Here is a 12,789-nt window from a genome sequence, read left to right as displayed (position 1 = left end):
GTTTTCTTGAGTAAGCCAGCCCTAAAACCTGCCATATTGGCTCTTGCTGATGGCAGTATTTTTCGCGGCGAGGCCATCGGTGCTGATGGCCAAACTATTGGAGAGGTGGTTTTTAACACCGCCATGACCGGCTATCAGGAAATCCTCACCGATCCTTCCTATGCCCAGCAAATCGTAACCCTGACCTATCCGCACATCGGCAACACGGGCACCACACCGGAAGACGCCGAGTCCAACCAAGTGTGGGCCGCCGGCCTGATCATTCGTGACCTGCCGCTGCTGTCGAGCAACTGGCGTAACAAGCAGCCACTGGATGAGTACCTTAAAGAAAACGGTACTGTGGCCATCGCCGGGATCGATACCCGCCGCCTGACCCGCATCCTGCGCGAAAAAGGCTCGCAAAACGGCTGCATCCTGGTCGGCGACGACGCCACCGATGCTAAAGCGCTTGAGCTGGCGCGCAGTTTCCCAGGCCTCAAAGGCATGGATCTGGCCAAAGAAGTGACCTGCAGCGAGCGTTACGAGTGGCGCTCCAGTGTGTGGAACCTGAAAAACGACAGCCATCCAGAGATCTCCGCTGCCGAGCTGCCTTACCACGTCGTGGCCTACGACTACGGGGTGAAGCTGAACATCCTGCGTATGCTGGTTGAACGCGGCTGCAAGCTGACCGTAGTGCCGGCGCAAACACCAGCCAGTGAAGTGCTGGCGCTGAATCCCGATGGCGTGTTCCTGTCCAACGGCCCTGGCGACCCCGAGCCTTGCGATTACGCGATCACGGCGATCAAGGAAATTCTGCAAACCGAGATTCCCGTCTTCGGTATCTGCCTGGGTCACCAGCTGTTGGCCCTGGCTTCTGGTGCTAAAACCGTGAAAATGGCCACCGGCCATCATGGTGCTAACCACCCGGTACAAGATTTGGACACGGGTGTGGTGATGATCACCAGCCAGAACCACGGTTTCGCCGTGGATGAGCCAAGCCTGCCGGCCAACCTGCGCGCCACTCACAAGTCGCTGTTCGACGGTACTCTGCAAGGCATCGAGCGCACCGACAAGGCTGCGTTCAGCTTCCAGGGTCACCCAGAAGCGAGCCCCGGCCCGCACGATGTTGCGCCACTGTTTGATCGTTTTATCGAAGCCATGGCCAAGCGCCGTTAAGCCCGCCGACTGACCCAAGGATTCGAGAGAGAGAAAATGCCAAAACGTACAGACATAAAAAGCGTCCTGATCCTCGGTGCCGGCCCGATCGTTATCGGCCAGGCTTGCGAGTTCGACTACTCCGGTGCCCAGGCCTGTAAAGCCCTGAAAGAAGAGGGCTACCGCGTCATTCTGGTGAACTCCAACCCCGCCACCATCATGACCGACCCGGCCATGGCTGATGCCACTTACATCGAACCGATCAAGTGGGCCACCGTGGCCAAGATCATCGAGAAGGAGCGTCCGGATGCGCTGCTGCCGACCATGGGCGGCCAGACTGCACTGAACTGCGCCCTGGACTTGGAAAAACACGGCGTCCTGGAGAAGTTCGGCGTCGAGATGATCGGGGCTAACGCCGACACCATCGACAAGGCTGAAGACCGCTCACGTTTCGACAAGGCGATGAAGGACATTGGCCTCGCGTGCCCGGTTTCCGGCATCGCGCACAACATGGAAGAAGCCTACGGCGTATTGGACAAGGTGGGTTTCCCTTGCATCATTCGTCCGTCCTTCACCATGGGCGGCACCGGTGGTGGTATCGCTTACAACCGCGAAGAGTTCGAAGAAATCTGTGCCCGCGGTCTGGACCTGTCGCCGACCAGCGAACTGCTGATCGACGAATCCCTGATCGGCTGGAAAGAGTACGAGATGGAAGTGGTCCGCGACAAAAAGGACAACTGCATCATCGTCTGCTCGATCGAAAACTTCGATCCGATGGGTGTGCACACCGGCGACTCGATCACCGTAGCGCCTGCACAGACCCTGACCGACAAGGAATATCAGATCCTGCGAAACGCCTCCTTGGCGGTACTGCGTGAGATCGGCGTGGAAACTGGCGGCTCCAACGTGCAGTTCGGTATCTGCCCGAACACTGGCCGTATGGTCGTGATCGAGATGAACCCGCGCGTATCCCGCTCCTCGGCGTTGGCCTCGAAAGCCACTGGCTTCCCGATTGCCAAGATCGCCGCCAAGCTGGCCATCGGTTACACCCTTGATGAGCTGCAGAACGACATCACCGGCGGTCGTACCCCGGCGTCCTTCGAGCCAGCCATCGACTACGTCGTCACCAAGATCCCGCGTTTTGCTTTCGAGAAATTCCCGAAAGCCGATGCTCGTCTGACTACTCAGATGAAGTCGGTGGGTGAAGTCATGGCCATCGGCCGGACCTTCCAAGAGTCGCTGCAAAAAGCTTTGCGTGGCCTGGAAGTGGGCGTGGCAGGCTTTGATCCGAAGCTCGACCTGAACGATCCGGAAGCTGAAAGCACTCTGCGCCGTGAACTGACGGTACCGAGCGCCGACCGTATCTGGTACGTGGCTGACGCCTTCCGCGCCGGCAAGAGCGTGGCTGAAGTCTTCGACCTGACGCGCATTGACGAGTGGTTCCTGGTGCAGATCGAAGATCTGATCAAGGACGAAGAGCGCGTTAAGACTCTGGGTCTGTCGAGCATTGACCGCGACCTGATGTACAAGCTCAAGCGCAAAGGGTTCTCCGACTCGCGTCTGGCTAAGCTGCTGGGTGTGACCGAGAAGAACCTGCGTAGCCATCGGCACAAGCTGAAAGTCCTGCCGGTGTACAAGCGCGTTGACACCTGCGCTGCTGAGTTCGCTACCGATACCGCCTACATGTACTCCACCTATGAGGAAGAGTGCGAGGCCAATCCATCGAGCCGCGACAAGATCATGATCTTGGGTGGTGGCCCGAACCGTATTGGCCAAGGTATCGAGTTTGACTACTGCTGCGTACACGCGGCGCTGGCGATGCGTGAAGACGGTTACGAGACCATCATGGTCAACTGCAACCCGGAAACCGTATCCACCGACTACGACACCTCGGATCGTCTGTACTTTGAGCCAGTCACCCTGGAAGACGTGCTGGAAATCGTCCGTGTCGAGCAGCCGAAGGGCGTCATCGTCCAGTACGGCGGCCAGACTCCGCTGAAGATCTGCCGTGCGCTGGAAGAAGCCGGTGTGCCGATTATCGGTACTTCGCCTGATGCCATCGACCGCGCCGAAGACCGTGAGCGCTTCCAGCAGATGGTGCAGCGTCTGGGCTTGCGTCAGCCAGCCAACGCCACTGCGCGCAGCGAAGACGAAGCCCTGGCGCACTCGAAAACCATCGGTTACCCGCTGGTGGTGCGTCCGTCCTACGTACTTGGCGGCCGCGCCATGGAGATCGTCTACCAAGAAGACGAGCTCAAGCGTTATATGCGCGAAGCGGTAAAAGTTTCCAACGACAGCCCGGTGCTGCTCGACCACTTCCTGAACTGCGCCATCGAAGTCGACGTGGACGCGGTGTGTGACGGTGAGTCTGTGGTGATCGGGGCGATCATGCAGCACATCGAGCAAGCCGGTGTGCACTCCGGCGACTCGGCGTGCTCGCTGCCGCCGTACTCGCTGCCAATGCATATCCAGGATGAGATCCGCGACCAGGTCAAGAAAATGGCCCTGGAGCTGGGTGTGGTCGGTCTGATGAACGTGCAGATGGCCGTGCAGGGCGAGGATATCTTCGTAATCGAAGTGAACCCGCGTGCCTCGCGTACCGTGCCGTTCGTGTCCAAGTGCGTGGGCGTGTCCCTGGCCAAAGTGGCTGCGCGCGTCATGGCTGGCAAGTCGCTGGCTGAGGCCGGCTACAACAAGGAAATCATCCCGCCGTACTTCAGTGTTAAAGAGGCCGTGTTCCCCTTCGCTAAGTTCCCAGGCGTTGACCCCATCCTCGGCCCAGAGATGAAGTCCACGGGTGAGGTGATGGGCGTGGGCGACACCTTCGGTGAAGCCTTCGCTAAAGCTCAAGTCGGTGCCAGTGAAATTCTGCCGAACAGCGGTTGTGCCTTTATCAGTGTGCGTGAAGATGACAAGCCGTTGGTGGCGCAAGTCGCTCGTGACCTGATTGGTCTGGGTTTTGAAGTCGTGGCCACCGCCGGTACTGCACGGGTCATCGAAGAAGCTGGCTTGCCCGTGCGCCGGGTGAACAAGGTGACTGAAGGCCGTCCGCACGTGGTTGATATGATCAAGAATGACGAAGTCACCCTGATCATCAACACCACCGAGGGCCGTCAGTCGATTGCTGACTCGTACTCCATTCGTCGAAACGCTCTGCAGCACAAGATCTACTGCACCACCACCATCGCGGCGGGGCAGGCAATCTGTGAGGCGCTCAAGTTTGGTCCTGAGAAAACTGTGCGCCGGCTGCAGGATCTGCATGCAGGAATTAAGGCATGAATAAATACCCTATGACTGTCCAGGGCGCCCGCGCCCTGGAGGAAGAGTTGGCGCACCTGACCAAAGTGGTGCGTCCTAAACTCAGTCAAGACATCGGTGAAGCCCGCGAGCTGGGCGACCTCAAGGAAAACGCCGAATACCATGCTGCTCGTGAGCAGCAAGGTATGGTGGAAGCGCGTATCCGCGACATTGAAGGGCGTCTGCAAAATGCCGTGGTCATTGATGTGACTAGCATCGAGCACACCGGCAAAGTGATCTTTGGCAGTACCGTTGAAATCGCTAACTGCGAGACCGACGAAAGCGTGACCTACCAGATCGTTGGTGAAGATGAAGCCGATATCAAGCAGCGCAAGCTGTCGGTGGGCTCGCCCATCGCCCGTGCGCTGATTGGTAAGAACGAAGGCGACGTCGTGTTGGTGCAAACGCCTAGCGGCGCGATTGAGTACGAGATCGTCGAGGTTCGTCATCTCTAAGCCTGCACACTTAGATGCTGGTGCAATCAGTTGGCTGCTGGCCCAGGCGCTCTGGGTGGGTGGCCTCTTGTTGTTGCACTTTTTGCTGCTACCAGCCATCAGTCACAGCGGTTTGGCGTCACTGCTGGTTGAGGACTTAGGCAATAGTCTGCGGCCATTAGTGGTTGGGCTGGCAGCAGTGTGTGCGGCCTTGCAAGTGTGTGTGTTGCTGCGCGCCGAGGGCTTGCGCGGCTTGTGGCGCGACACGCGAGGCCAGCTATTGTTAGTGGTATTGCTGATGGCGGGAGGTTTTCTGCTGCTGCATCGGTGGTTGCCTGATGCTATGCAGTTGCGCTTATTCAGCTATTTGATCATGGCCTTTGCCGGCATGCTGTTGTTGCTGCAGCCAGTGCCTAAGCGGCAAGTGCGTTAGACGTGACCAAGGTTTGCTTAGGCGCTGATGCGCCTAGCAAGCTCGGCGGGATCAACCCTGGAAGCGGTGAACGTTGGACAGGTTCTTGTTCACTTTCGGGTTTTTGCGGTAAATCAGCGCCATTTTGCCGATGACCTGAACCAGGTCAGCGCTGCCGGCTTTGCACAGCTCGTTGATCGTGCTGAGACGGTCTTCGCGTTCAATGATGCGCAGTTGAACTTTAATCAGTTCGTGATCGCCTAAGGCGCGTTCCAGCTCAGCCAGGACGCCTTCGGTCAAACCATTGTCCGCCACGATCAATACAGGTTTTAGGTGGTGGCCGATAGATTTGAATTGTTTCTTCTGCTCTTGAGTGAGCGGCATAATCTGTTTCCTGCGTTTAATCTGTAAAAACGGCGGCTAGTTTACCCGAGCACCTTCGGAGTCGCCCAGCTATTCATGCGTTACATAGTCCGAGGTATTGCGTGGCCCGTTCCAAGACCAGCCAGCGTTGGCTAAAAGAGCACTTCGATGATCCTTACGTCAAAATGGCGCAAAAGGATGGTTATCGTTCGCGGGCCAGCTATAAGCTGCTGGAAATTCAGGAGAAAGACCGCATCCTGCGTCCCGGTATGACGGTGGTTGACTTAGGCGCTGCGCCAGGCGGCTGGTCGCAGGTAACGAGTCGGGTGATCGGCGATAAAGGCCGTTTGATCGCCTCGGACATTCTGGAGATGGACAGCATCCCGGATGTCACCTTTATTCAAGGTGACTTTACCGATGATGGCGTCTTCGCTCAGATCCTCGACGCTATCGGTGAAAACCCGGTAGACCTTGTGATTTCCGATATGGCCCCCAATATGAGTGGGGTAAGGGAGTCCGATCAGCCACGCGCTATGTATCTGTGCGAATTGGCTTTGGATCTCTCGGCTCGGGTGTTGCGCCCGGGTGGCGATTTCTTAATCAAAATCTTCCAAGGTGAAGGTTTCGATCAGTATCACAAGCAAGTGCGGCAGATGTTTGAAAAGGTGCAGATGCGCAAACCGCTGTCCTCCCGTGACCGCTCCCGCGAGCAATACCTGCTGGCACGTGGCTTTCGCGGCGAGTAACTCTTAGGGATATCTGCGGTCTGTTACTGATGCGCTAAATATAGGGTTACAGACGGCGTCTGCCAGGGGTAGGCGTTGTGTAGTAAGTTAGACTGGTACATAACTGGTCGTCATGCGAAGCACGCTTCGGCACGGGGCCTGCTTCAGAGGGTAGCTAATTGAACGACATGGCAAAGAATCTGGTCCTGTGGCTGATCATCGCCGCCGTTTTGGTCACGGTGATGAACAATTTTTCCAGCCCGAGTGAGTCCGGCAAACTCAATTATTCTGAGTTTATCCAGCAGGTGCAGTCCGGCGGCGTTAAGAAGGTGACCGTTGACGGTTACGTCATCAGCGGCACCCGCGTCGATGGCTCGTCCTTTGAGACGGTGCGTCCGGCCATCCAGGATAACGGCCTGATTAAGGACTTGATGGACAACAACGTCGAGATCGTCGGCAAACAGCCTGAGCAACAAAGCATCTGGACTCAGTTGCTGGTGGCGAGCTTCCCGATTCTGGTGATCATTGCCGTTTTCATGTTCTTTATGCGTCAAATGCAAGGTGGTGCCGGCGGTAAGGGCGGGCCGATGAGCTTTGGCAAGAGCAAGGCGCGCTTGCTGTCCGAAGATCAAGTGAAAACCACCTTTGCTGACGTCGCGGGTTGCGACGAGGCCAAGGAAGAGGTGGGTGAGCTGGTCGAGTTCCTCCGCGACCCTGGTAAGTTCCAGCGTTTAGGTGGGCGTATCCCCCGTGGTGTGCTGATGGTGGGTTCGCCAGGTACCGGTAAAACCCTGCTGGCCAAAGCCGTGGCAGGTGAGGCTAAGGTGCCGTTCTTCACCATCTCGGGTTCTGATTTCGTAGAAATGTTTGTCGGCGTCGGCGCCTCCCGGGTGCGCGATATGTTCGACCAGGCCAAGAAGCACGCGCCGTGCATCATCTTTATTGACGAAATCGACGCGGTCGGTCGCCATCGTGGTGCCGGCATGGGCGGCGGTCACGACGAGCGTGAGCAGACCCTCAACCAGTTGCTGGTGGAGATGGACGGCTTTGAAATGAATGACGGCATTATTGTTATTGCCGCCACCAACCGTCCTGACGTACTGGACCCGGCGCTGCTGCGTCCCGGTCGTTTCGACCGCCAAGTGGTGGTCGGTTTGCCGGATATCCGCGGCCGTGAGCAAATCCTCAATGTGCACATTCGCAAGGTGCCGGTTGGTGAAGACGTGGCCCCAGCGGTGATTGCCCGTGGTACCCCAGGCTTCTCCGGTGCGGATCTGGCCAACTTGGTCAACGAGGCCTCGTTGTTTGCTGCGCGTGCAGGCAAGCGCTTGGTTGAGATGAAAGAATTTGAGCTGGCTAAAGACAAAATCATGATGGGCGCTGAGCGCAAAACCATGGTGATGTCTGATAAAGAGAAGCTCAACACCGCGTACCACGAAGCCGGTCACGCCATCGTCGGGCGCTTGGTGCCTGAGCATGATCCGGTTTACAAAGTGTCGATCATTCCCCGTGGCCGCGCCTTGGGTGTGACCATGTTCCTGCCTGAGGAAGATCGTTACAGCCTGAGCAAGCGTGCGCTGAACAGCCAGATCTGCTCGCTGTTTGGTGGCCGGATCGCCGAAGAAATGACCCTCGGCTTTGATGGCGTCACCACTGGTGCTTCCAACGACATCATGCGCGCCACCCAGTTGGCCAAGAACATGGTGACCAAGTGGGGCTTGTCGGAAAAACTCGGCCCGCTGATGTATGCCGAAGAAGAGGGTGAAGTGTTCCTCGGTCGCAGCATGGGTAGTCAGCACAGCAATGTCTCGGCGGAAACTGCTCGGCAGATCGACGAAGAAGTGCGCAGCATCATTGATCAGTGCTATGCCACTGCCAAGCGCATGCTGGAAGAGAATCGCGACAAGCTCGATGCCATGGCTGAAGCTTTGATGAAGTACGAGACCATCGATGTCGAGCAAATTGATGACATCATGAATGGCATCACCCCGCGCGAGCCAAAAGGTTGGGGCGATGGTGGTGGTAACGGCACGCCGAGCGCGCCGGTCGAAGTTGTCGAGACTCCGCAAAAACCCATTGGTGGCCCAGCCGCTGAACACTAAGGTTCTTCATGTCTGTTGTACCAACCTTTGACCGGCTGCCCTGTGGCAGCCGGTTTCTTGATTTAAGCCGCCCGCAAGTTATGGGCATCCTCAATACCACCCCTGATTCTTTTTCAGACGGCGGGCGCTTTGCTCAGCATGATGCGGCTTTGCGCCATGCTGAAGCCATGCTGGCTGCCGGGGCCACGTTGATTGATGTCGGTGGAGAGTCGACGCGTCCAGGGGCGCGAGCGGTGTCGGTGGTGGAGGAGTTAGAGCGGGTCGCGCCCATCGTTGAGGCGATTGCTGCGCGGCTGGATGTGATCATCTCGGTGGATACCTCGACCCCAGCGGTTATTCGCGAAACGGCGCGCCTAGGCGCTGGGCTGATCAATGACGTGCGTTCGCTGCAGCGTGACGGGGCTTTAGATGCTGCCTTGGATAGCGGCTTGCCGGTGTGCTTGATGCACATGCGCGGCGAGCCGACGACTATGCAGCAGGATCCACAATATGCGGATGTCGTCACAGAAGTCCGGGGCTTCCTGCGTGAGCGTATGGAGGCGTGCGTTGCGGCGGGCATTGCGCCTGAGCGTCTAATTCTCGATCCAGGGTTTGGCTTTGCCAAAACCTTGGAGCACAACCTGTCGCTGTTTAAGCATATGCAGGTTTTGCATGAGCTGGGCCGGCCTCTGCTGGTTGGTGTCTCGCGCAAGAGCATGATTGGCAAGGTATTGGGGCGTGAAGTGGATGAGCGTCTGTTTGGTGGCTTGGCCTTAGCGGCATTGGCCGTGACTAAAGGTGCGCAAATTTTGCGTGTGCATGATGTTGCCCAAACCGTTGATGTGGTGCGCATGCTCGCTGCAGTAGAAGCAGCGCAATAACAAGAGGGATTGAGGTAATGGCTAGGAAGTATTTCGGCACTGACGGTATTCGTGGGCGGGTGGGCGACTTCCCCATCACCCCAGATTTCATGCTCAAGCTCGGTTGGGCTGCAGGTGTGGCCTTTCGTAAACAAGGTCGCTGCCGCATTCTGATCGGCAAGGACACGCGTATTTCCGGTTATATGTTTGAGTCGGCGCTGGAGGCGGGCTTATCCGCCGCCGGTGCGGATGTGATGCTGCTGGGGCCGATGCCTACGCCGGCCATCGCTTACCTCACGCGTACCTTCCATGCTGAGGCCGGGATTGTGATCAGTGCTTCGCACAACCCGCATCATGACAACGGCATCAAGTTTTTCTCCGGTCAGGGCACCAAGTTGCCCGATGAAATCGAGTTAATGATCGAAGAGTTGCTGGATGCGCCGATGACGGTGGTCGAGTCCGATCAACTGGGCAAGGTGTCGCGGATCAATGACGCGGCCGGCCGCTATATCGAGTTTTGTAAGAGTAGTGTGCCAACTGGCACTAGCTTCGCCGGCCTTAAAGTGGTGCTCGATTGTGCCCATGGTGCCGCCTACAAGGTGGCGCCCAGTGTGTTCACCGAGCTAGGTGCGACGGTGACCACGCTGTCTGCGCAACCCAATGGCCTAAACATCAACGATGGCTGTGGTTCCACCCATATCGAAGCATTGCAGGCAGAAGTGCTGGCGCGTCATGCTGACCTGGGTATCGCTTTTGATGGTGACGCTGACCGGGTATTGATGGTCGATCACTCTGGGGCGTTGGTCGATGGCGATGAGTTGTTATTTATCATTGCCCGCGACATGCAAGAGCGCGGTCGCCTGCAAGGTGGTGTGGTCGGCACTCTGATGAGTAACCTGGGCTTGGAACTGGCCCTGGCGGAGCTCAATATCCCCTTCGTGCGTGCCAAGGTCGGTGACCGCTATGTGATCGCCGAGTTGCTAGAGCGTAACTGGCAGTTGGGTGGCGAGAACTCAGGGCATTTGGTGTGCTTCCAGCACACCACCACCGGCGATGCGATTATTGCTGCGCTGCAGGTGCTGATGGCGCTTAAGCGTCGCGGGCAAACGCTGGGTGAGGCGCGTCTGGGCATGCGCAAGTGCCCGCAGGTGCTGGTCAATGTGCGTTTGGCGGGCCAGGTCGATCCTCTGCAGCACCCGCAAGTGCAGGCGGCGCAAGCGCGCGTGACCGAACAGATGGCTGGGCGCGGGCGCGTGCTGTTGCGTAAGTCGGGCACTGAGCCGCTGCTGCGAGTGATGGTTGAAGGTGATGATGAAGACCTCGTGCGCGGCTATGCCAATGAATTAGCTAAAATTATTACTGATGTATGTGCTTGATTTAGCTTGCTATCTAAAAACTGCTTGGGTAATATCTGCGCCCTCTTTGACCGACGAGGTAAAGCATGCGTCGCCCCATGGTTGCTGGTAACTGGAAGATGCACGGTACCCGCGCCAGCGTCGTAACGCTGATCGAAGGTCTCACTCAGCAGGTGCTGCCTGCTGATGTGGATGTAGCGGTTTTTCCTTCTGCGCTTCACTTGGCTCAGGTTGTTGATGGGTTGGTGGGCAAGGCTGTGGCGGTAGGTGCGCAAGATTGCGCCACGCAGGCTGAGCAGGGGGCGTTGACGGGTGAGGTGGCGGCGAGCCAATTGCAGGATCTGCAGTGTTCGCTGGTGCTGGTAGGTCACTCTGAGCGTCGATCGCTGCTGGGGGAGGGCGATGAGGTGGTGGTGCGCAAGTTTGCTGCGGCCCAGTCCTCAGGTTTGCAGCCGGTGCTGTGTGTGGGGGAGACCCTGGGGCAGCGTCAGGCGGGCCAGACTTTGTCGGTGGTCGCTGGGCAAGTTGCAGCGGTTATTGATGCTTTGGGTGTAGCGGTATTTGCCCGGGCGGTTATTGCTTATGAGCCTGTTTGGGCCATTGGCACTGGATTGACGGCGACCCCTGAGCAGGCTCAGGAAGTGCACGCGGCAATTCGCGCTCAGCTGGCGGCTAAAGATGCGCAGCTGGCGAATGAGGTTAGGATTCTTTACGGCGGCAGTGTTAAGGCCGTCAGTGCAGCCGAGTTATTCGGCATGCCGGATATCGATGGAGGGCTTGTGGGTGGAGCCTCTCTGAATGCGGATGAATTCGGTGCGATCTGTCGCGCTGCAGGAAACTAGAAAATGCTGGAAACAGTTATTGTTGTTCTCCATCTGCTGGCTGCCATCGGTGTTGTGACGCTGGTTTTGTTGCAGCAGGGTAAAGGCGCGGATGCAGGTGCATCGTTTGGTGCTGGCGCTTCGGGTACTGTGTTTGGTGGGCAAGGTTCCTCTACCTTTTTGAGTCGAGTTACTGCTATACTTGCCGCCGCTTTTTTCATTACTAGCTTGGGTTTAGCGTTCTTTGCTAAAGACAAAGCTAGCAGCATGGGTCAGGTTGGTTTGCCAGATCCGGCAGTGTTGGAAGTGCAACAGGCTGAGCCAGCTGTTGGTGATGTACCGGTTCTGGAAGCAGCTAAGCCGGCTGATAAAGCGGCTGACGTACCTCAGGCTCCAGAGCAGCAGTAAAAACGCAGTAAGCTTCACGAGTAACGATTTTGCCGAGGTGGTGGAATTGGTAGACACGCTACCTTGAGGTGGTAGTGGCCATAGGCTGTAGGGGTTCGAGTCCCCTTCTCGGTACCAATTTTCAAGAAGGCCCGCTAGATGCGGGTCTTTTTGTTGCTGGAGCGTCGATTGACCGTTGTTTGGGTTCAGTCGTATAATCCGGCCCCAGCTTTGATGTGGGATTGAGCAGTAAAGTCGCTCCTCGGGTCTTTGATCCGATGTTGGCCGGGTTAGCCTGGTCTCCGCATTGAGTTGCAGAGGAGCCCCTTTTAAGGGGCTTTTTGCTAGCTGGGTGATAGCTTTGCCGGCCTTTAGAGGGCGGTTTGATGATGGGCGTTAGGCCCATTTTTTATTTCTATAGCATGCGCGAGGGGTTCAGGTGTCGAGCAAGCTAGAACAGTTGCAGGCCTTGGTGGCCCCGGTAGTCGAGGCTCTGGGCTACCAATGTTGGGGTGTCGAGTTCCTGTCACAAGGGCGGCATTCTCTGCTGCGAATTTATATCGATAAACAGCCCGATGGGGTGGTGATCGAAGACTGCGAAATCGTCAGTCGGCAGATCAGTGGTGTTCTCGATGTGGAAGATCCTATTAGCGCGGAATACACCCTTGAGGTGTCTTCACCTGGTATGGACCGACCGCTGTTCACTCTTGAGCAGTACGCCAGCCACGTCGGCGAGCAAGTGAAGATCAAGCTGCGCTCCCCCTATGAAGGGCGGCGTAACTTCCAAGGCCTTCTGCGCGGTGTAGAAGAGCAGGACGTGGTGGTGCTGGTGGATGACCATGAGTTCCTGTTGCCGATCGAGATGATCGACAAGGCCAACATTATCCCTAGGTTTGACTGAGACGCGGATCCCGCGGATC

The 12,789-nt window shown here is 57.3% G+C and carries 12 protein-coding genes and 1 tRNA gene; 12 read left to right on the top strand and 1 reads right to left on the bottom strand.

Features of this window, described 5'->3' with window-relative positions; genetic code table 11:
• Window positions 1-6: 6 nt before the first annotated feature.
• From carA to NTD81_RS16955, 4 genes are read left to right on the top strand one after another with little or no spacing between them, the layout of a single operon-like run.
• On the top strand, window positions 7-1,155 hold the full coding sequence (gene carA, locus NTD81_RS16970) for a glutamine-hydrolyzing carbamoyl-phosphate synthase small subunit (protein WP_262183846.1): 1,149 nt from the start codon (window positions 7-9) through the stop codon (window positions 1,153-1,155).
• Window positions 1,156-1,191: 36 nt separating this feature from the next.
• Window positions 1,192-4,413: a carbamoyl-phosphate synthase large subunit gene (carB, locus tag NTD81_RS16965; protein WP_262183844.1), complete on the top strand. Its 3,222-nt coding sequence runs from the start codon at window positions 1,192-1,194 to the stop codon at window positions 4,411-4,413.
• Window positions 4,410-4,886, top strand: a complete 477-nt coding sequence (greA, locus tag NTD81_RS16960; RefSeq protein ID WP_262183843.1) for a transcription elongation factor GreA — start codon at window positions 4,410-4,412, stop codon at window positions 4,884-4,886. The genes carB and greA overlap by 4 nt, the downstream gene beginning before the upstream one ends.
• A gap of 55 nt (window positions 4,887-4,941) precedes the next feature.
• Entirely contained in the window at window positions 4,942-5,298 is a 357-nt protein-coding gene (locus NTD81_RS16955; RefSeq protein WP_315974701.1) for a DUF4149 domain-containing protein, read from the top strand.
• Between the two features lie 51 nt (window positions 5,299-5,349).
• On the opposite strand, the gene yhbY is transcribed toward NTD81_RS16955, so the two are convergent.
• On the bottom strand, window positions 5,350-5,661 hold the full coding sequence (gene yhbY / locus NTD81_RS16950) for a ribosome assembly RNA-binding protein YhbY (protein WP_262183842.1): 312 nt from the start codon (window positions 5,659-5,661) through the stop codon (window positions 5,350-5,352).
• Between the two features lie 101 nt (window positions 5,662-5,762).
• On the opposite strand from yhbY, the gene rlmE reads away from it, so the two are divergent.
• The 8 genes from rlmE to rimP all read left to right on the top strand — a co-directional run bounded on the left by rlmE (window position 5,763) and on the right by rimP (window position 12,770).
• On the top strand, window positions 5,763-6,386 hold the full coding sequence (gene rlmE, locus NTD81_RS16945) for a 23S rRNA (uridine(2552)-2'-O)-methyltransferase RlmE (protein WP_262183841.1): 624 nt from the start codon (window positions 5,763-5,765) through the stop codon (window positions 6,384-6,386).
• 167 nt (window positions 6,387-6,553) lie between these two features.
• Window positions 6,554-8,467 carry an ATP-dependent zinc metalloprotease FtsH gene (ftsH, locus tag NTD81_RS16940; protein WP_262183840.1) on the top strand — a complete coding sequence of 638 codons (1,914 nt, stop codon included), beginning with the start codon at window positions 6,554-6,556 and terminating at the stop codon, window positions 8,465-8,467.
• A gap of 8 nt (window positions 8,468-8,475) precedes the next feature.
• Window positions 8,476-9,327 (top strand): dihydropteroate synthase, encoded by an 852-nt coding sequence (folP, locus tag NTD81_RS16935; protein WP_262183838.1) that lies wholly within the window; start codon window positions 8,476-8,478, stop codon window positions 9,325-9,327.
• Window positions 9,328-9,344: 17 nt separating this feature from the next.
• Window positions 9,345-10,682, top strand: a complete 1,338-nt coding sequence (glmM, locus tag NTD81_RS16930; RefSeq protein WP_262183837.1) for a phosphoglucosamine mutase — start codon at window positions 9,345-9,347, stop codon at window positions 10,680-10,682.
• 65 nt (window positions 10,683-10,747) lie between these two features.
• Window positions 10,748-11,503, top strand: a complete 756-nt coding sequence (gene tpiA / locus NTD81_RS16925; RefSeq protein WP_262183836.1) for a triose-phosphate isomerase — start codon at window positions 10,748-10,750, stop codon at window positions 11,501-11,503.
• 3 nt (window positions 11,504-11,506) lie between these two features.
• Window positions 11,507-11,890, top strand: coding sequence for a preprotein translocase subunit SecG (gene secG, locus NTD81_RS16920; RefSeq protein WP_262183835.1), 384 nt, complete (start codon window positions 11,507-11,509; stop codon window positions 11,888-11,890).
• Between the two features lie 31 nt (window positions 11,891-11,921).
• A tRNA-Leu gene (locus tag NTD81_RS16915) sits at window positions 11,922-12,007 on the top strand.
• A 301-nt stretch (window positions 12,008-12,308) separates the two neighbouring features.
• Window positions 12,309-12,770: a ribosome maturation factor RimP gene (rimP, locus tag NTD81_RS16910; protein ID WP_262183834.1), complete on the top strand. Its 462-nt coding sequence runs from the start codon at window positions 12,309-12,311 to the stop codon at window positions 12,768-12,770.
• The last annotated feature ends 19 nt before the right edge of the window (window positions 12,771-12,789 follow it).

Origin of the sequence: Pseudomonas sp. 5P_3.1_Bac2, from assembly GCF_025465995.1 — a bacterium.
Classification (GTDB): domain Bacteria; phylum Pseudomonadota; class Gammaproteobacteria; order Pseudomonadales; family Pseudomonadaceae; genus Aquipseudomonas.
This window is presented reverse-complemented; position numbering and strand designations above follow the sequence as displayed.